Origin of the sequence: Limnohabitans sp. Hippo3 (assembly GCF_003063665.1) — a bacterium.
Lineage (GTDB): Bacteria > Pseudomonadota > Gammaproteobacteria > Burkholderiales > Burkholderiaceae_C > Limnohabitans_A.
In genome coordinates this window covers 117,705-135,623 of sequence record NZ_NESF01000009.1, presented here as the reverse complement: position 1 = coordinate 135,623, position 17,919 = coordinate 117,705, and the positions used below count along the sequence as shown (strand labels likewise).

Sequence of the window (17,919 nt, the reverse complement as noted above, 5' to 3'; positions counted from 1 at the left end):
GGGTGACCGATGCGATCAGGCGATGGCAGGACCTACGCTACCGTTTGGCTGAACCGAGCCGAAAACGCCGCTCACAGAGGGCAACGTTGCGTAAGATATTAAGTTAGCGCATATGCGCATTCGCGGGAATGACAAGAGGGGTACGAGCGGGAATGACAACAAGGGTTAACGCGGAATGACAAGAGGAGGCATGACGGCTGCGACGGGGTTCCCCGTGTTCTCCCTGATGTTGGGGTCTTGCAAAATTTGTATGATGACCTGATTAATTTGAATCAGGAGTTCCCCATGCAACGCAGAAACTGGATCGCGGCGGCCGCTGCCGTGGTGGCCATGTCGCCCTTTTTGGCCACCAACGCTTTGGCGCAGGCCTGGCCGGCTCGCCCCATCAAACTGGTGGTGCCCTTCCCGCCCGGCGGCCTGATCGACAACATGGCCCGCTTGGTGGCGCCCAAGTTGTCGCAAGAGTTGGGGCAGCCCATCGTAATCGACAACAAGCCCGGTGCTGGGGGTAACCTGGGTGCGGCCGAAGCGGCCCGCGCAGCGGCCGACGGTTACACGCTGCTGATGGCATCGCCACCGCTGACCATCAGCCCGGCGCTCTATGCCAAGCTGCCCTACAAACCTGAACAGATCGTGCCGGTCGGCCTGCTCGGCCGCGTGCCCAATGTGCTGGTGGTCAACCCGGCCTCGGGCATCCAGAGCGTGGCCGACCTGAGCGCCCGCATCAAGGCCAAGCCTGGCCAACTCAACTACGCGTCCAACGGCCAAGGCACGTCCTTGCACCTGAGCGCCGAACTCTACAAAAGCATGTCCGGCCTGTTCATCACGCACATCCCCTACCGGGGTGCGGCGGCGGGCTTGACGGCGGTGATGGCCGACGAGGTCAGCATGATGTTTGACAACCTGCCTTCGGCCCTGGGCCTGATCAATGGCGGCAAACTCAAGGCCCTGGCCGTGACCACACCGCAGCGCAGCAGCGCCTTGCCGGGTGTGCCCACCATGGAAGAAGCTGGCGTCAAGGGTTACCAAGTGTTCGCCTGGTTTGGCCTGGCCGCACCCGCAGGCTTGCCTGCACCGGTTGCGCAAAAACTGGAACAAGCCCTCGAGCGCGTGGCCAAACAGCCCGAAGTCCAAGCTGCAATCCAAAAAGCAGGCGCAGAGCCCACCTGGGTCAACGCCCAAGGCATGGCCAGCTTCATGCAGGCCGACATGGCGCAGTGGAAAAAAGTCGCGGCTTACGCCAAGATCAACCTAGATTGAAAGAACGAATATGACAACAGTCGGATTGATCGGTTTGGGGGCCATGGGCTCGGGCATGGCCGCATCGCTGCGCCGCGCCGGGCACAGCGTGCAGGTGTTTGATGTGCGCCGCGAAGTCGCTGCGGCCTTTGCCGCTGGCGGCGGTGTGGCACACGACACGCTGGCGTCGCTCGGCGCGGCGTGCGATGTGATCGTGTCGGTGGTGGTCAACGCTGCACAGACCGAGAGCGTGCTCTTTGGCGACGGCACCACCCCGGGTTGCGCGGCCAGCATGAAGCCTGGCAGCGTGTTTGTGATGTGCTCCACCGTGGACCCCAATTGGTCGGTCGCGCTCGAAGCGCGGCTGGAGGCCATGGGCTTGCGTTACGTGGACGCACCCATCTCGGGCGGCGCGGCCAAGGCCGCATCCGGCCAGATGACCATGATGACCGCGGGCAAGCCCGAGGCCTATGCATTGGCCGAGCCCTTTTTGAACGCCATGGCCGCCAAGGTCTACAAGCTGGGCGACAGCGCGGGCGCGGGCAGCAAGGTCAAGATCATCAACCAGCTGCTGGCGGGCGTGCACATTGCTGCTGCTGCCGAAGCCATGGCGCTGGGCCTGCGCGAAGGCGTGGACCCGGCCGCTTTGTACGAGGTCATCACCAACAGCGCGGGCAACAGCTGGATGTTTGAAAACCGCATGGCCCATGTGCTGGCGGCGGACTACACGCCACTCTCGGCCGTGGACATTTTTGTGAAGGATCTGGGCATCGTGCTCGACATGGCGCGTGCCAGCAAGTTCCCGCTGCCGCTGTCGAGCACCGCGCACCAGATGTTCATGCAGGCCAGCACCGCGGGATTTGCCAAGGAAGACGACAGCGCGGTGATCAAGATCTTTCCGGGTATTGAACTGCCGAAAGGCAAGGCATGAAAATCCAACTGGGCTGTATTGCCGACGACTTCACCGGTGCCACAGACCTCGCCAATAACTTGGTGCGCTCGGGCATGCGGGTGGTGCAGACCATTGGCGTGCCCAATGCGCCACTGGCGGCCGAGGTGGACGCGGTGGTGGTGGCGCTCAAATCGCGCACCATTCCAGCGGCCGAGGCCATCGCCCAATCGCTTGACGCTTTGAAGTGGCTGCAGGCGCAAGGCGCACAGCAAATTTATTTCAAATACTGCTCGACCTTTGACAGCACACCCGAAGGCAATATCGGCCCGGTGACTGAGGCGCTGATGGACGCGCTGGGCACGGACTTCACCATCGCCACCCCGGCCTTTCCGGACAACGGCCGCACCGTGTTCAAGGGCTACCTGTTTGCAGGCAACGTGTTGCTGAATGAATCGGGCATGCAAAACCACCCGCTCACACCGATGACCGACGCCAACTTGGTGCGTGTGATGCAGGCGCAAACGAAGCGCAAGGTGGGCTTGATCAATTACAAAACCGTGGCACAGGGCGAAGGGGCGATCCGCGAACGCATCGCCGCTTTGCGCGCTGATGGTGTGGGCGTGGCCGTGGTGGACGCGACCAGCAACGACGACCTGCACCTGCTCGGGCCTGCCCTGAAGGGCATGCCGCTCGTCACCGCCGGCTCGGGCGTGGCCATTGGCCTGCCCGCCAATTTTGGCCTGAAGCCTTCGCTGCAAGCGAGCCAGTTGCCTGCGGCCAGTGGCTTGCAGGCCGTGGTCTCCGGCAGCTGCTCTGTGGCCACCAACGCGCAGGTCGCCCACTTCAAAGCCAGCGGCCGGCCCGCTCGGGCCATTGACCCCGCCAGCTTGATGCATGGCCAAAGTGACGCCGTGGTGCAGCAGGTGCTGGCCTGGGCCGCGCCGCTCTTGAAGGATGGCCCGGTACTGGTGTACTCCACCGCCGAACCCGAAGCCGTGAAAGCCGTGCAGGCGCAGCTGGGCGTGGCCGAGGCAGGCGCCTTGGTCGAGCACGCGCTGGCCGCTGTGGCGCGTGGTTTGGTCGGTCTGGGTGTGAAGCAGCTGGTGGTGGCGGGCGGCGAAACCTCGGGCGCTTGTGTGCAAGCGCTGGGCATCGCGCAACTGCAAATCGGCCCGCAAATCGACCCGGGTGTGCCTTGGTGCCATGCACCTTCTGAAAACGGCGGCGTTCACATCACGCTCAAATCAGGCAACTTTGGCACCGAAGATTTCTTCAGCAAAGCGTTTGGGGTACTGCGGTGACAGGTGTGCACAGCGGGGCATCGAGCATGTCGGGGCTGAAGCCACCGACCTACCGCATACCCCGTAGGTCGGTGGCTTCAGCCCCGACATGCGGTCGCCAACAACTTTCTAAAATTCGACCGTTGACCCACGGAGACCCCGCATGAATGAATCCCAAGCCCGCGAAGAAATCTGCCGCGTGGGCCGCAGCCTGTTCGAGCGCGGCTATGTGCACGCCACGGCAGGCAACATCAGCGTGCGGCTCCATGACGGCTTTCTGATCACACCCACCGATGCGTGTCTGGGTTTTCTGGACCCGGCACGCCTGGCCAAGCTGGACCTGCAAGGCCAGCAGGTCAGTGGCGACAAAGGCAGCAAAACCATCGCTTTGCACCGCCAGATTTATGCCGCGGCGTGCGAGACGGATGCTGACACGCGCTGCGTGATCCACACGCACAGCACACACTGCGTGGCCCTCAGCCTGAACGCTCAAGGCCCCGAATTGCTGCCGCCCATCACGCCTTACTTTGTGATGAAGGTCGGCCATGTGCCACTGGTGCCTTACCACCGCCCGGGCAGCCCCGATGCCGCGCAAACTGTGGCCGACCTGATCCGCGAATATGCCGCTCGCGGCACGCCCATCCGTGCGGTGATGCTCACCCGCCTGGGGCCCAATGTGTGGCACGACACGCCCGCCGCCGCCATGGCCACGCTCGAAGAGCTGGAAGAAACTGCACAGCTAATGCAGCTGCAAGCCCACACGCCCCCCCTGCACGCCAACGAACTGGACGAACTGCGCCAGACCTTTGGCGCACGCTGGTAACCCTGTAGCAGCGGCGTCCTCGCCGCAATTGAACCCATCGCAGACTGAAAGAAACCCATGCCCCGTTTTGCCGCCAACCTCTCGATGATGTACCCCGATCTGCCGTTTCTGGACCGCTTTGAAGCCGCGGCCAAAGACGGTTTCAAGGCTGTGGAATATTTGTTTCCTTATGCTTTTCCTGCACAAGAGCTGGCTGCACGCTTGAAGGGGAATGGCCTGCAACAGGTGCTGTTCAACGCCCCGCCGGGCGGCACCGATACCGACAGCTTTGCCAAGGCTTGGGAGACGGGCCAACGGGGCACGGCCAGTGTGCCCGGGCGCGAAGCCGAGTTTCGGACCGGCTTTGCGCAAGCCCTAGTGTATGCCGAAGCCTTGAACTGCCCACGCATCCACGCCATGGTGGGCCTGCGGGCCGAGGGAGCCAGCCCTGAAGCGGCTGACGCCACACTCATCGGCAACCTGCAATGGGCCGCCGTTGAAGCCGCCAAGGCCGGGCGCGATGTGTTGGTCGAGCCGATCAACACACGCAGCGTGCCGGGCTTTCACCTCAACCGCCAGGACCACGCGCACCGCATCGTGCAGGCCGTGGGTGCGGCCAATGTGAAGGTACAGATGGACCTGTTCCATTGCCAGATCGTCGAGGGTGACCTGAGCGCCAAGATCGCCCAGTACCTGCCCATGGGCCGGGTGGGGCATTTCCAGATCGCCGAGGTGCCCAACCGCCATGAGCCGGGCACGGGCGAGGTGAACTGGACCCACATCTTCCAGACCATCGACAAGGTCTCGGCCGAATGCGGCTGGGACGGCTGGATTGGCTGCGAGTACAACCCGGCCGATGCTTCGGCGGGGGGCACCTCACGCGGCTTGGGCTGGGTGCGTCCTTACCTGTGAATGAGGGGCGTTGTGACCTGAGCTGTGATGGATGATCTTCAGTACCTGATTTGGGCGGGTCTGGCTGCAGCCATGGTGGGTCTGTCCAAAGGGGGCTTGCCCACGGTGGGCATGCTGTCCGTGCCCATCCTTTCGCTGTTCATGTCCCCGGTCAAAGCGGTCGTGATGCTGCTGCCCATCTACATCATCTCTGACATGGTCGGGTTGTGGTTGTACCGCAAAAATTTCAGCGCCATCAATCTGAAAATCCTCGTTCCGGCTGGTGTGGGCGGTGTGTTGGTGGGCTGGCTCACCGCCTCGCTGGTGTCCGACACGGCCGTGAAAATGATGATCGGTGTCATGGGCGTGGGCTTTGTGCTCAACGCCTGGCGCAAGCGCAACACCACGCAAGCACCAAGGTCAGCCAACTGGCGAAAGGGACTGCTGTGGGGCAGTTTGTCCGGTTTTACCAGCTTCATCTCGCATGCGGGTGGCCCACCGTTTCAGGTTTACCTGCTGCCCCAACAACTGCCCAAACTGGTGTTTGCCGGCACCTCGACTTTGTTTTTCGCCGTCATCAACCTGGCCAAACTGGGGCCTTATCACCAGCTGCAGCCCTATGGCCCCCATGAACTGACGGGCGCACTGGTGCTGATCCCGTTTGCCCTGGTGGGCACGGTGGTCGGGGCTTACCTGACGCGCAAAATCGCCGACGACTGGTTCTTCAAATGGGTGCAGGTGGGCTTGCTGTTGGTGTCACTGAAATTGATCCTGGACGTTGTCCGGGCTTGAACCCCTTCAACCCGACCTGCACACCGTCTGCGAGCCTGCCCAGTTGCTGAGTGCCTGACCAAGGTCCACGCCGCGACGCATGGCGGTCATTTCGGCCACGATGCTCAGCGCGATTTCGGGCGGGGTCAAAGCACCCATGTTGAGCCCCACCGGACCGTGCAACTGGCGCACCTCGGCTTCGCTCAAATCAAACGCCAACAAGCGCTTGCGGCGTTGCGCATTGTTGTGCAGCGAGCCCAAAGCACCCACATAAAAAGCGGGCGTGCGCAGCGCCTCCATCAACGCCAAATCATCGAGCTTGGGGTCGTGGGTCAGCGCGACCACAGCGCTGTTGTGGTCCAGGCACATGGCCAGCACCAGGTCGTCGGGCATCTGGGTGGACAAGGTCACGTCGGCCATGGTGTCCCAGCCTTCGTGGTATTCGGTGCGCGGCTCGCACACGGTGACCTGGTAGTCCAGCATGACGGCCATGCTGGCCAGATAACGCGAGAGTTGCCCGCCGCCAATGATGAGCAAACGCAAACGCGGGCCGTGCACCGTGGTGAGGCTCTGGCCGTCAAACTGCAGCTTGTCGCCTGTGGTGGTGGCCCCCATGCGCACCAGGCCTGTGGCCATGTCCAGACGGCGCTCCACGCGCTGGTGTTGCTCGATCAGCACCAGCAATTCGCGCAGTTGCGATTGAGGCGACAGCGGCTCCAGCACCACCTGTACCGTGCCGCCGCAGGGCAGGCCAAAGCGGCGCGCTTCTTCGGCGGTCTGGCCATAGGTGGTAGTTTCGGGCAGGCGCAGCGCCAGCTCGCCAGCGGCCACGCGGCGGATCAGATCGTCTTCGATGCAGCCGCCCGACACCGAGCCGGCCACCTGGCCATCGCCCCGGATGACCATGATCGAGCCTGGCGGGCGCGGGGCCGAACCCCAGGTGCGCACCACCGTGCCCATGACCACGCGGTGGCCCCTGCTTTGCCAATCGAGGGCGGTGCGGATCACGTCGATGTCGATGCTGTGCATGTGCGTCTGTTTTTAGAGGTCCAAATCGTGCGGCCAGCGCAGGCTTTGACCTGTCAACTGCTCGACCGCCTGGCGGTCGGCTTCATTGTCCACGTCCAGAAGGTAATGGCCATCGGGTGTTTCCCAGCGGTACACAGCTTCGGGGTGCGCCTGCTGCCATTGGCGTGCGCCCGTGTCCACATCACCCGCCAGAATTTGCGCCATGACGGTGCAGGTAAAGACCACCGGGTTGCCCGGCAGGCCTTGCACGCTCGGTTGCAGCAGCTGCGTGCCGACAGGGCGTTGCGCAAAAGCTTGTAGCAACGCTTGCACCGCCCGCACATCGATCAAGGGCTGGTCAGCCAAGGCCACCACCACCGCATCGAGCCCGGACGGCAAGGCGCGCAAACCGGCACGCAGTGAGCTGACGTGACCATCATCGGGTTGCGGATTGAGCACCGGCTCTGCTGACCAGCGGGCCAATGCCCCCTCTTGCAGGATCCGCTTGGCGTGGTGCCCCAGTACCACCCGAATGGGTGCCACACCCGCCAATGACAAAGCCTGCAATTGCCGCTCCAGCAAGCTCATGCCGCCTTGCTGCAGCAGGCATTTGGGCCGATGGCCCATGCGGCTGCCCGCACCTGCGGCCAGCACAAGCGCACCGATGCGCGGTACAGACCCCGGTGTGGGTGATGCAAGCGCCAGCATGTTCAATCGGACACCTTTTGGCATGGACAAGGTGCCCATTGTGCCGCCCTCCTGGGTGGGCACCATCACCCCCCTGTCACCGCAGCGAACAGCTGGCGTGGCCAGCCCCGCGCAAAAGCGCTACAGTGTTTTTCTTTGACGATGACCCGAGGAACTCCGCACCATGAACGCTCCCCTGCACCGCGAAATGCCCGAAGGCACGCTCGACAGCGCCCGCGCCCTTCAGGATGTCACCCAAGCCTGGGACAGCACCATCCTGCCCGAGTTGAAGAAATACATCGAAATCCCGGCCAAGTCGCCCGCGTTCGATCCCGACTGGGCCGCGCACGGCCACATCGAGTCGGTGCTGCGCCATGCGGCGCAATGGGTGGAGGCGCAGAAAGTCGAAGGCCTGACGCTCGAAATCATCCGCCTGCCCGGGCGCACGCCGGTCATGTTTTTTGAAGTGGCCGCCACCCGCGCCGCCAACGAGGGCTCGGGCCAGACGGTGCTGATGTACGGCCACCTGGACAAGCAGCCCGAGTTCAACGGCTGGCGCAATGACCTGAGCCCCTGGACCCCGGTTTATGAAGACGGCAAGCTCTATGGCCGGGGCGGCGCGGACGACGGTTATGCGGTGTACGCCAGCATCGCCGCCGTGCAGGCCCTCAAGGCTCAGAAGACACCGCACCCGCGCATCGTCGGCCTGATCGAGACCTGCGAAGAGTCCGGCTCATACGACCTGCTGCCTTATGTGGACGCGCTGCGCACCCGCCTGGGCGATGTGGGCCTCGTGATTTGCCTGGACAGCGGCGCGGGCAACTACGATCAGCTGTGGCTCACCACCAGCTTGCGTGGCATGGCCAGCGGCACGCTCAAGGTGCAGGTGCTGACCGAAGGCATCCACTCGGGTGACGCGTCGGGCCTGGTGCCGTCGAGTTTTCGCATCATGCGCCAGGTGCTCGACCGCCTGGAGGACAGCACCACGGGCCGATTGCTGCCCGCCAGCTTCCATTGCGAAGTGCCTGCCGAGCGGCTGGCCCAGGCCCAGGCCACGGCGGCGATCCTGGGTGACGAGGTCTACAAGCGTTTCCCTTGGGCGCACTACGACTGCGGCGGCTCGACCACCTTTGCCCTGCCCACCACCACCGACCCGGTGCAGGCCCTGCTCAACCGCACCTGGACACCCACGCTGAGCGTGACCGGGGCCGAAGGCTTTCCGGCGCTGAAAGACGCGGGCAATGTGCTGCGGCCTTACACCGCCTTCAAGCTCAGCCTGCGCCTGCCCCCGCTGGTGGACGCGGCGCAGGCCGTGGCCGAGATGAAAGCCCTGCTCGAAGACAACGCGCCTTACCAGGCCAAAGTCACCTTTGAAAGCGGCGGCGGCGCCACAGGCTGGAACGCACCCGACACCCTGCCCTGGTTCGAGCAGGCGCTCAATGCGTCGAGCCAGGCGCACTTTGGCGCCGGTGTGGGCTACATCGGCCAGGGCGGCACCATCCCGCTCATGAACATGCTGAGCGCCGGTTTCCCCAAAGCGCAAATGATGGTCTGCGGCGTGCTCGGTCCCAAAAGCAACGCGCACGGGCCGAATGAGTTTTTGCATGTGCCCTATGCCAAGAAACTCACCGCTGCCGTGGCCGAAGTCATGGCCCGCATGCCGTGATGTTGTCGCAACGGCTGTCGATCTCGCGTCCGACCACGTCAAGCCTGCAGGGCGAAGCGGGCCAGCTGGCGGTGTACGACTGGGTCTTGCCTGCGACCAAGCCCTTGGGCACCGTGCTGTTGGTGCACGGCTTGGGCGAGCACGCCGGACGCTATGGCGAATTGGCCGCGAATTTGCACCAATGGGGTTTTGCGGTGCGCGGCTACGACCAGCAAGGGCACGGCCAGTCCGAAGGCGCACGGGGCGACCTGCTGCGCCCTGGCAGCTTGCAGGCCGATTTGTGCCGGGTGATCGACGACACGCGCCAACGCCCGGCTTTGGCCAACACCCCCCTCATTGTGCTGGGCCACAGCATGGGCGGCCTGGTGGTGGCACGCACCTTGGCCGAACAATTGCGCCCGGTGGATGCGGCGGTCTTGTCGTCTCCGGCACTGGGCGCGTTCCCGACCTTTTTTCAGCGCATGCTGCTGGCCACTTTGCCCCGCGTGGTGCCCCATGTGCGGGTCGACAACGGCATGAAAACCGAATTCGTGTCACGCGACCCGGATGTGGTGAAGGCCTACCAAGCCGATCCACTGGTGCACCGCCGCATCGCCACAGGACTGGCCGCCTGGATTCTGTCGCAAGGCGAGCAAACCCTGCGCGATGCCCCGCAGTGGCAGGTGCCGACCCTGCTGCTCTACGCAGGGCAAGACAAGCTGGTCAATGCGCAGGCCACCGCAGACTTTGCCGATGCGGCACCCCAGGCCGTGGTGCAAGCCCAATGCTTTGAGGCCATGTACCACGAGGTCTTCAACGACCTCTACCGCGCTCAGGTGTTCACCGCGCTCAAGCGCTGGCTGCTGGCGCGGTTTTCTGCGCAGCCTTCTGCTTGAGCACCATCCAGACCAGCGCCACCCCGGTCAGGGCCACCGGGAACAGCGAGCCGATGTTCAGCCACATCCAGCCCTGGGTGGTGACCAAAGCACCGGAAGCGAACGAAGTCACCGCCATGGTGGTGAACACAAAGAAGTTGATGGCCGCCTGACCCCGGTCTTTTTCGGCGGGGGTCCAGGCTTTCATCGCCAAGGTGGTGCTGCCGGTGAACAGAAAGTTCCAACCCAGGCCCAGCAGAAACAGCGCGATCAGGAACTGGTGCAGGTTCACGCCCGTGAGCGCGATGGCGATGCAGGCGAAATTGATCAGCACGCCCGCACCCATGATCTGCAGAGTGCCGAATTTTTTGATCAGGTGCCCCGTGAAAAAGCCCGGCGCAAACATACCGATCACATGCCACTCCAGCACCAGCGCCGCGTCGTCAAAACTGAACCCGCACACCTGCATGGCCAGCGGTGTGGCCGCCATCAGCAGGTTCATCACACCGTAGCTGAGCGCTGCCGCAGCCGCCGCCACAATGAACACGGGCTGGCGCATGATCTCGGACAGGGGCCTGCCCGCGCTGTCGCCCGGCTTTTTGGCAGGCACCGCCGGGAAGCGAATGAAGGCCATGCACACCATGGCCAAGATGGCCACGATGCCCAGCGCCATGTAAGCGCCCAAAAACGGCACCTCGTACAAAGTACGGGTGCGCGAGGCGAGGTTGGGCCCCACGATGGCGCCGATCAACCCCCCAGCCAACACGAGTGAAACCGCTTTTTCCTTGAAGCCGTCCGCCGCCAATTCGGCGGCTGCAAACCGGTACAACTGGCCGTTGGCGCTGTAGTAACCGGCAATCACCGTGGCCGCCACCAGCAGCCAGAAGTTGTGGCTCCAGGCGGCGTAAGCGGCCAGCAACGCCGAGAACAAGGCCACGCCCAGACCCAGCTGAAACGACACCTTGCGCCCCCAGCGCGACTGGCTCTTGGCCACCAGCCCGGTCGACAGCGCACCACCCACCACATAGCCCATGACGGGCAAGGTCGCCATCCAGCCCAGCGGCGCCATGGACAAACCCACCAGACCGTTGATGGCGATGAAAGTGACGTTGTTGGTGAAGAACAGGCCCTGGCAGAGCGTGAGGAGGATGAGGTTAGCGTTCATGTGGGCCAGTGTATCGCCTGCGACTTATGAAGGGAGTCGCCCAAAGCGACACCCGGCGCTTGGCCCGGATCAGGCACAAACGGCCAACACGGCCAAAGGCGCGGTCTCGGCACGCAGCACGCGGGGGCCCAGGGTCACGGGTGCAAAGCCTGCGACCAGCGCGGCAGCCTCTTCTGCGGGACTCAGCCCGCCTTCGGGGCCGCTGAGCACCGTCACGGCGTCGGTGCCCGCCATCTCTGACAGCGGCCGGGTGCCTTCGGACAGCGACAAGACCCAGCGCTCGCCTGCTTCGGCTTTTTTGAGCCATTCGCTCAGCGTCACAGCCGGGTGAATGACCGGCACGCGGTTGCGGCCGCACTGCTCGGCTGCAGCCACGGCCACGCCTTGCCAGTGCGCTAATTTTTTTTCGGCCCGCTCACCCTTGAGCTTGAGCACGCTGCGCTCGGCCACCAGCGGCGTGATGCTGGCCACACCCAACTCGGTGGCTTTTTCGACCAGCCAGTCCATGCGCTCGTTGGCGGTGATACCTGCCAGCAGGTGCACGGCACGGCTGGCTTCGCGCTCGACTGCGCGGTGCACGCCGACTTCGACCTCGACATCGCTGCGGCCCATGCGGGTCACCGTGGCGTCAAACTCGCCGCCTTCGCCGTTGAACAAGGTGATCACATCGCCCGGCTGCAGGCGCAGCACCTGCACATGGCGGGCCGCGCCCGCAGGCAGGCTCAAGGCCAAGCCAGTGACCAAAGGGGCAGGGCAAAAAAAGCGCGGCATGCTCACATGCGCCCGTAGGCGAAGCCGACTTGAGGTGTGGTGCCTTCGATCTCGTCGATGAGCTTGAGCAAAGGACCCAGCTCGCGGTAACGGTCGCAGGCCTTGCGGATGTAGTCGATGAAACGCGGCGCATCGGCCAGGTACTTGGGCTTGCCGTCGCGCAGGGTCAGGCGGGCAAAGATGCCCGCCACTTTCAGGTGGCGCTGCAGGCCCATCCACTCGACCGCGCGGTAAAACGCACCAAAGTCACTGTGCCAGTCTTCAAAGTCCATCAGCCCCGCCTTGCGGGCTTTTTCCCAATAGCGGATGGTGATGTCGAGCACAAAGTCTTCCTCCCAGGTGAGGAAGGCGTCGCGCATCAGGCTGGCGATGTCGTAGGTGATGGGGCCGTAGACCGCGTCCTGGAAGTCCAAAACGCCGAGTTGAGGATTCACGCCAAACGGCATCATCAAATTCCGTGGCATGAAGTCGCGGTGCACGTACACGCTGGGTGCGGCCAGGTTGCGCTGCACGATCAGGGCAAAAGCCTTGTCGAACACCTCGCGCTGCGCGCCTTGCAATTGCACGCCCCGGTGCTGGGCCAAATACCAATCGGGGAACAGGCTCAGCTCTCTGTTCAACAGCGCGGCGTCATAGGGCGGCAGCACGCCAGGGCGCGAGGCCAACTGCCACTGCACCAGCGTGTCCACGGCCTGCATGTACAGGCCGTGGTTGGCTTGCGGGCGTTCGGGGTCGATGGCCAACATCATGGTGGCATCGCCCAGATCGCTCAGCAGCATGAAGCCGTGGGCTTCGTGCCAATCCAGCACCTCGGGGGCATTCAGGCCCGCTTGTTTCATCAAGGCGGCGATGCGCACAAAGGGCTCGGAGTTTTCCTTGTCGGGCGGCGCGTCCATGACGATGCGGCTGCCGCCCTGAATCGTGTCCACCCGCAGGTAGCGGCGAAAGCTGGCGTCGGCCGATGCCACCCGCAAGGTATCCGGCAAAAGACCCTGGGTGGGTGCGATGCCTGCCAGCCATTGCTGGAACAGATCCTGACGAAGGGGGTCGGTCCAATGGACCACAGAAACAGGCGCTGGCGAGGGCATGGAAGATAGAGAGGGGTGGCTCATGGATAATCCCATTCTACAAAGCCTGCCCGTGCCCCCAAGGGGCGATGACAGCCTGTCTTTTTCATCACTTTCGCTATTTGTGGCCACCCATTCCGCTTTGCCTTCCTTGCCGCTGATTCCCCCAATGGCCTTGGCCCCCAGCTCGGTGGCTGTGGCGCTGCTGTGGGCCCTGGGGAGCAGCTGGGTGCAGGCCCAACCTGCCGGTTTGCCACTGCGCAGCAGCCCTTTGCTGGAAGAAACCGTCACGGATCGCCAAAAGTCCGAAGGGGCGGTGTTTGTCAAAGGCGACCAAATCACCGCCCGGCCCGACATGGACCTGGTAGTCGAAGGCCAGGCCAGCGTGCGGCGGCCCGGACTGGCCTTGAGCGCTGACCGGGTGGACTACGACCAGACACAGGACGTCGTGGATGCCAAAGGCCAGGTGCGCGTGAGCACCGAGACCAGCGTCTTCACCGGCCCGCAACTCCGGCTCAAGGTCGACAGCTTTCAGGGCACCTTTGAAAAGCCCGACTTCGAGTTGTACAGCAGTGGCGGCTATGGCCAGGCCGCCCAAGTCGAGTTTGTCAACAACGAGCGGACCATCCTTCGCCAGGCCAACTACACGACATGCCGCCGCACACCCGGCCCGGAATGGCTACCCGCCTGGTTGCTGAAAGCCGCCAAACTGACGGTAGACGAAGAAGAATCGACCATCCAAGCCGAAGGCGTGCAGTTCCGATTCCAGGACGTGCCCGTTTTTGCAGCCCCCTCGATCAGCCTGCCGTTGACCAACGAACGCAAGTCCGGCCTGTTGCCGCCCCTGCTGAGCATCGACACGGTCAACGGCGTCGAAGTGGCGCAGCCCTACTACTTCGACATCGCGCCCAACCGCGATGCGACGGTGACCACCCACGTCATGAGCCAACGGGGCGTCGCGGTCGACTCCGAATTCCGTTATCTGGAACGCGACTACAACGGACAGGTTCGCTTGAACCTGATGCCCGGCGACAAACTGCGCTCGCAAACACGCTGGGGCTTGACCAGCCAACACAACGGCGGCATCGACACCGGGCTGGACAGCGTGGGCCGCATTGGCCTGGGCCTGACCCTGAACCGCGTGAGCGACAACAACTACTGGCGGGACTTTCCACGCTCGGGCCTGGTGCTGACACAACGCGTGCTGCCCTCCACGGGTGTGCTGTCCTGGGGTCGGGGCGACTTCAGCATGAGCGCACAGGTGCAGCGCTGGCAAAACCTGCAAGAAGCCGCGCCGCCTTACGACAGGGCACCCCAGATCACCATGCGCTATGGGCAATGGAATGCCGAGGGACTGGATTGGTCGGTGGTGGGCGACACCACGCGTTTTGAGGCCGACTACTCGCGTGTGGCGAGCTTGGTGAGCGCCGGGATTTTGCCGCGCAACGGCGAGCGGAGCTTTGTGCAGGCCCAGGTCAGCCGCCCGTGGATTCGCCCATGGGGCTTCGTGACGCCCAAGCTGCAACTGCACGCCACGCGCTACCAGATGGACCGGGCCCTCGACAACGGGGCCACGGCGGTGAACCGGGTCTTGCCGACCTTCAGCCTGGATTCGGGGCTGGTGTTTGAACGCGAAACCCGCTGGTTCGGTCGCGACGTGCTGCAGACCCTGGAGCCCCGGGCCTTTTACGCCCGCACGCCGTACAAAGACCAACGCATGCTACCGCTTTATGACAGCGGCGCCACCGACTTCAACCTGTCCACCATATTCAGCGAAAACACCTATGTGGGCCATGACCGGTTGGCCGACAACGATGCGCTGACGCTCGGTTTGAGCAGCCGCTTTTTTGACGCAACCAGCGGTGCAGAAATGCTTCGGGTCGGTGTGGCGCAGCGCATCCGGTTTTCAGACCAACTTGTCGGACTTTCAAACACCTCCCCCGCAGCCAAAGCCGGTTTGAGCGATATTTTGTTCGGTGCCGGCATCCGCTGGGACGACCGCTGGTCCTTTGACGCGACCCTGCAGGCCAACAACCAGACGCACGACATCGCCCGCACCACCATGCAGGCCCGTTACAGCCACAGCCCTTACCGGGTCATCAATGCGGCTTACCGTGCCAACAACCAGCTCACTCCCAACTCCGAGTTTGTGGATGTGGGTTGGCAATGGCCTTTGAGCGACCTGGTGGGCAACACCGACCGGCAAGCCGAAACGGCCTGGTCGCGCACACCCGGTCAAGGCCTGGGGCCAGACCGCTGGTACACCGTAGGCCGTCTGAACTACAGCCTGAAAGAGCGCAGCCTGGTCGACACCTTGCTGGGCCTGGAATACGATGCGGGCTGCTGGTTGGGGCGTCTGGCTTTTCAACGGCTGCAGACCAACATCTCTGCTGTCAGCGCCACCAGCGCCACCAGCCGCATCCTTTTCCAGCTTGAATTCATCGGTTTCGCACGCGTGGGTGTGAGCCCCCTCAAGAGCCTCAGTGACAACATTCCCCGCTACCAATACCTGCGCGACAGCACGGTTCAACCCAGTCGGTTCCAGCACTATGAATAAACTGTTTTCTCCTGCCCGATCTGCATTTGTGGCGTCCGTCTGGGGCGTCATGGGTTTGCTCGCCAGCACTGGCGCTTGGGCGCAAACGGCAGCCCCAGCCGTCAGCAACCGGCAGGCCGACTTCATTGTGGCAGTGGTCAATTCCGAGCCCATCACCAACCGGGATGTTCAGGTGCTGCGCCAACGCCTGGCCAACGAAGCCGCACGCGCAGGCAACCGGCCCGATGCCAATGAGCTCACGCGCCTGGCCCTGGAGCAGTTGATCAATGAAAAAGCGCAGATGCAGCAGGCCCGCGAGGCAGGCATCAAGATCGACACCGAGGCCATCGACCAAGCCGAGCTGAATGTGGCGGCCAGCAACCAGTTGACGCGCGAGGAAATGCACAAACGCCTGGCCCAAGACGGCATCGCGCTGAGCAGCTTTCGTGAGCAATTGCGCACCCAGCTGACACTCAGCCGCCTGCGCGAGCGGGAGATCGAAGGACGCGTGCGTGTGAGCGACCTAGAGGTCGAGCAATTCCTGCGCGAACAACTGAAGGCGCAAGCCGCCCAAGTGCCCGCCCAATTGAATTTGGGCATGATCTTGATTGCGGTGCCCGAAAACAGCAGCGAAGCAACCGTTCAGGCTTTGGGTGAACGTGCCGCCGACGTGGCCCGGCGCGCACGGGTGGGTGAAAACTTTGCCGAATTGGCCAAAGCAACTTCTCAGGCCGCCGACCGAGGTGCCAATGGCGGCGAAATGGGTTTGCGCCCCGCCGACCGCTACCCCGAACTCTTCCTGGACGCCACGCGCAATCTGAAAACGGGTGAAGTGTCTGCGCCTGTGCGTTCCGCGGCGGGCTTTCACATCCTGAAGGTGCTGGAGCGCCGCCAGGCCAACACCTTGCTCGTCACGCAAACACGGGCACGCCACATCTTGCTGCGGCCAAGCGCACAAATGTCCCAGGCCCAGGCCGTGGCCAAACTGACTGAAGTTCGTCAGGCCGTGGTCTCCGGCAAGGCCGATTTCGCCGCCGTGGCCCGCCAGATGTCACAAGACGGCAGCGCCCAACAAGGCGGCGATCTGGGCTGGGCCAACCCTGGCATGTTTGTGCCCGAGTTTGAACAGGTCATGAACCGCCTGCGCCCAGGCCAGGTGGCAGAGCCTTTGGTCTCCCGCTTTGGCGTGCACCTGATCGAAGTCACCGACCGCCGCAACGCACCCATGAGCGATCAGGAGCAGCGCACCATGGCACGCAACGCCTTGCGTGAAAAAAAGCTTGACGAAGCTTATGCCGCCTGGGTCGAAGACATTCGCGGCCGGGCTTACGTCGAGATGCGCGAGCCGCCGCAATGAAGCACATCGCGCGCAAACGGTTTGGCCAGCATTTCCTGACCGACGGCGGCATCATCGATGCCATCGTCGACGCGATCCATCCCGAGCCCGGCCAGCCCATGGTCGAAATCGGCCCCGGCCTGGCCGCTTTGACCCAACCCCTGGTGGAGCGCCTGGGCCACCTCACAGTGATCGAGCTCGACCGCGATCTGGCCGTGCGCTTGCGCGAGCACCCTCATTTGTCGGTGGTCGAGTCGGACGTATTAAAGGTCGATTTCAGAGCGCTGGCATCGCAAATGCTGGCCAGCGCCCAAACGCCAGCCACCGCCAAAATCCGCGTCGTCGGCAACCTGCCTTACAACATCTCCACCCCCATCCTGTTCCATTTGCTGGACCAGGTCGATGTGATCGAAGACCAGCACTTCATGCTGCAAAAAGAGGTGATCGACCGCATGGTGGCCCAACCCGCCACCTCGGATTACAGCCGCCTGTCGGTGATGCTGCAGTGGCGCTACGACATGGCCAACGTGCTGTTTGTGCCGCCCGAAAGCTTTGACCCACCGCCACGGGTGGACAGCGCGGTGGTGCGCATGGTGCCGCTGGCCGAGCCGCCGCAGGTCAACGTCAATACCCTGGAGACCCTGGTGCAGGTGGCATTCAGCCAGCGCCGCAAGATTTTGCGCAACACCCTGGGCAAATGGCTCGACGAAAAAGGCTTTGCAGGCCATTTCGACTTGCAGCGCCGGGCCGAAGAGGTGCCCGTGGCCGAGTTTGTGGCTTTGGCTCAAGCTGTCTGACCCGTCGGGGGACGCCGCGCCAAAGAAAAAGCCCGTCGAAGACGGGCTTTTTTACGGCTTGCCGCTGGTACGGCTCAACGCGGCATCAGGCAGCTGCGAGCCAGTAACCTGCGTTGAATGGGCTGCTCATGCGCAGCGCCAGGGGCGAGACGTCCAC

General features: G+C 63.5%; 16 protein-coding genes. 11 read left to right on the top strand and 5 right to left on the bottom strand.

Annotated features, from left to right (window positions below; all coding sequences use genetic code 11):
* The first annotated feature begins 285 nt into the window (after nt 1-285).
* From B9Z34_RS10925 to B9Z34_RS10900, 6 genes are all read left to right on the top strand, one after another.
* Entirely contained in the window at nt 286-1,260 is a 975-nt protein-coding gene (locus B9Z34_RS10925) for a tripartite tricarboxylate transporter substrate binding protein (RefSeq protein WP_108428144.1), read from the top strand.
* A gap of 10 nt (nt 1,261-1,270) precedes the next feature.
* The gene (ltnD, locus tag B9Z34_RS10920; protein WP_108428143.1) at nt 1,271-2,170 is read left to right on the top strand and encodes an L-threonate dehydrogenase; all 900 of its coding nucleotides are present in this window, start codon (nt 1,271-1,273) and stop codon (nt 2,168-2,170) included.
* A complete protein-coding gene (gene otnK / locus B9Z34_RS10915; RefSeq protein WP_108428142.1) occupies nt 2,167-3,432 on the top strand; it encodes a 3-oxo-tetronate kinase in 1,266 nt (421 codons plus the stop codon). The genes ltnD and otnK overlap by 4 nt, the downstream gene beginning before the upstream one ends.
* A gap of 142 nt (nt 3,433-3,574) precedes the next feature.
* Nucleotides 3,575-4,234, top strand: coding sequence for an aldolase (locus tag B9Z34_RS10910; protein WP_108428141.1), 660 nt, complete (start codon nt 3,575-3,577; stop codon nt 4,232-4,234).
* Nucleotides 4,235-4,291: 57 nt separating this feature from the next.
* Nucleotides 4,292-5,125 carry a 2-oxo-tetronate isomerase gene (gene otnI / locus B9Z34_RS10905; protein ID WP_108428140.1) on the top strand — a complete coding sequence of 278 codons (834 nt, stop codon included), beginning with the start codon at nt 4,292-4,294 and terminating at the stop codon, nt 5,123-5,125.
* Nucleotides 5,126-5,152: 27 nt separating this feature from the next.
* Nucleotides 5,153-5,896 carry a sulfite exporter TauE/SafE family protein gene (locus tag B9Z34_RS10900; protein ID WP_108428139.1) on the top strand — a complete coding sequence of 248 codons (744 nt, stop codon included), beginning with the start codon at nt 5,153-5,155 and terminating at the stop codon, nt 5,894-5,896.
* Nucleotides 5,897-5,902: 6 nt separating this feature from the next.
* On the opposite strand, the gene B9Z34_RS10895 is transcribed toward B9Z34_RS10900, so the two are convergent.
* Together B9Z34_RS10895 and B9Z34_RS10890 are read right to left on the bottom strand one after the other, a co-directional pair.
* On the bottom strand, nt 5,903-6,904 hold the full coding sequence (locus B9Z34_RS10895) for an XdhC family protein (RefSeq protein ID WP_108428138.1): 1,002 nt from the start codon (nt 6,902-6,904) through the stop codon (nt 5,903-5,905).
* A gap of 12 nt (nt 6,905-6,916) precedes the next feature.
* Entirely contained in the window at nt 6,917-7,615 is a 699-nt protein-coding gene (locus B9Z34_RS10890) for an NTP transferase domain-containing protein (RefSeq protein ID WP_233249559.1), read from the bottom strand.
* 139 nt (nt 7,616-7,754) lie between these two features.
* Here B9Z34_RS10890 and B9Z34_RS10885 point away from each other — a divergent pair, with 139 nt between their 5' ends.
* Nucleotides 7,755-9,236, top strand: a complete 1,482-nt coding sequence (locus B9Z34_RS10885) for a M20 family metallopeptidase (protein ID WP_108428137.1) — start codon at nt 7,755-7,757, stop codon at nt 9,234-9,236.
* On the top strand, nt 9,236-10,111 hold the full coding sequence (locus B9Z34_RS10880) for an alpha/beta hydrolase (protein WP_108428136.1): 876 nt from the start codon (nt 9,236-9,238) through the stop codon (nt 10,109-10,111). The genes B9Z34_RS10885 and B9Z34_RS10880 overlap by 1 nt, the downstream gene beginning before the upstream one ends.
* Here the strand turns inward: B9Z34_RS10880 and B9Z34_RS10875 are convergent.
* The 3 genes from B9Z34_RS10875 to B9Z34_RS10865 form a co-directional block, all read right to left on the bottom strand.
* On the bottom strand, nt 10,065-11,255 hold the full coding sequence (locus B9Z34_RS10875) for an MFS transporter (RefSeq protein ID WP_108428135.1): 1,191 nt from the start codon (nt 11,253-11,255) through the stop codon (nt 10,065-10,067). The two genes, B9Z34_RS10880 and B9Z34_RS10875, sit on opposite strands and share 47 nt — an antisense overlap.
* A gap of 69 nt (nt 11,256-11,324) precedes the next feature.
* Nucleotides 11,325-12,026 (bottom strand): 16S rRNA (uracil(1498)-N(3))-methyltransferase, encoded by a 702-nt coding sequence (locus B9Z34_RS10870; RefSeq protein ID WP_108428134.1) that lies wholly within the window; start codon nt 12,024-12,026, stop codon nt 11,325-11,327.
* A gap of 2 nt (nt 12,027-12,028) precedes the next feature.
* On the bottom strand, nt 12,029-13,138 hold the full coding sequence (locus tag B9Z34_RS10865; protein ID WP_108428133.1) for an aminoglycoside phosphotransferase family protein: 1,110 nt from the start codon (nt 13,136-13,138) through the stop codon (nt 12,029-12,031).
* On the opposite strand from B9Z34_RS10865, the gene B9Z34_RS10860 reads away from it, so the two are divergent.
* The 3 genes from B9Z34_RS10860 to rsmA are packed head-to-tail and all read left to right on the top strand — an operon-like array spanning nt 13,137 to nt 17,762.
* Nucleotides 13,137-15,650 carry an LPS-assembly protein LptD gene (locus tag B9Z34_RS10860; protein ID WP_233249557.1) on the top strand — a complete coding sequence of 838 codons (2,514 nt, stop codon included), beginning with the start codon at nt 13,137-13,139 and terminating at the stop codon, nt 15,648-15,650. The two genes, B9Z34_RS10865 and B9Z34_RS10860, sit on opposite strands and share 2 nt — an antisense overlap.
* Complete coding sequence (locus tag B9Z34_RS10855) at nt 15,643-16,986, top strand: peptidylprolyl isomerase (protein WP_108428131.1); 1,344 nt, start codon at nt 15,643-15,645, stop codon at nt 16,984-16,986. Before B9Z34_RS10860 ends, B9Z34_RS10855 begins: the two co-directional genes overlap by 8 nt.
* A complete protein-coding gene (gene rsmA, locus B9Z34_RS10850; protein ID WP_108428130.1) occupies nt 16,983-17,762 on the top strand; it encodes a 16S rRNA (adenine(1518)-N(6)/adenine(1519)-N(6))-dimethyltransferase RsmA in 780 nt (259 codons plus the stop codon). Before B9Z34_RS10855 ends, rsmA begins: the two co-directional genes overlap by 4 nt.
* Nucleotides 17,763-17,919: the final 157 nt, after the last annotated feature.

What these genes read in the sequence shown, in the direction of transcription:
- B9Z34_RS10925 (WP_108428144.1), top strand. Translation starts at nt 286, where the DNA reads ATGCAACGCAGAAACTGGATCGCGGCGGCCGCTGCCGTGGTGGCCATG.
- ltnD (WP_108428143.1), top strand. Translation starts at nt 1,271, where the DNA reads ATGACAACAGTCGGATTGATCGGTTTGGGGGCCATGGGCTCGGGCATG.
- otnK (WP_108428142.1), top strand. Translation starts at nt 2,167, where the DNA reads ATGAAAATCCAACTGGGCTGTATTGCCGACGACTTCACCGGTGCCACA.
- B9Z34_RS10910 (WP_108428141.1), top strand. Translation starts at nt 3,575, where the DNA reads ATGAATGAATCCCAAGCCCGCGAAGAAATCTGCCGCGTGGGCCGCAGC.
- otnI (WP_108428140.1), top strand. Translation starts at nt 4,292, where the DNA reads ATGCCCCGTTTTGCCGCCAACCTCTCGATGATGTACCCCGATCTGCCG.
- B9Z34_RS10900 (WP_108428139.1), top strand. Translation starts at nt 5,153, where the DNA reads ATGGATGATCTTCAGTACCTGATTTGGGCGGGTCTGGCTGCAGCCATG.
- B9Z34_RS10895 (WP_108428138.1), bottom strand. Translation starts at nt 6,904, where the DNA reads ATGCACAGCATCGACATCGACGTGATCCGCACCGCCCTCGATTGGCAA.
- B9Z34_RS10890 (WP_233249559.1), bottom strand. Translation starts at nt 7,615, where the DNA reads ATGCCAAAAGGTGTCCGATTGAACATGCTGGCGCTTGCATCACCCACA.
- B9Z34_RS10885 (WP_108428137.1), top strand. Translation starts at nt 7,755, where the DNA reads ATGAACGCTCCCCTGCACCGCGAAATGCCCGAAGGCACGCTCGACAGC.
- B9Z34_RS10880 (WP_108428136.1), top strand. Translation starts at nt 9,236, where the DNA reads ATGTTGTCGCAACGGCTGTCGATCTCGCGTCCGACCACGTCAAGCCTG.
- B9Z34_RS10875 (WP_108428135.1), bottom strand. Translation starts at nt 11,255, where the DNA reads ATGAACGCTAACCTCATCCTCCTCACGCTCTGCCAGGGCCTGTTCTTC.
- B9Z34_RS10870 (WP_108428134.1), bottom strand. Translation starts at nt 12,026, where the DNA reads ATGCCGCGCTTTTTTTGCCCTGCCCCTTTGGTCACTGGCTTGGCCTTG.
- B9Z34_RS10860 (WP_233249557.1), top strand. Translation starts at nt 13,137, where the DNA reads ATGGATAATCCCATTCTACAAAGCCTGCCCGTGCCCCCAAGGGGCGAT.
- B9Z34_RS10865 (WP_108428133.1), bottom strand. Translation starts at nt 13,138, where the DNA reads ATGAGCCACCCCTCTCTATCTTCCATGCCCTCGCCAGCGCCTGTTTCT.
- B9Z34_RS10855 (WP_108428131.1), top strand. Translation starts at nt 15,643, where the DNA reads ATGAATAAACTGTTTTCTCCTGCCCGATCTGCATTTGTGGCGTCCGTC.
- rsmA (WP_108428130.1), top strand. Translation starts at nt 16,983, where the DNA reads ATGAAGCACATCGCGCGCAAACGGTTTGGCCAGCATTTCCTGACCGAC.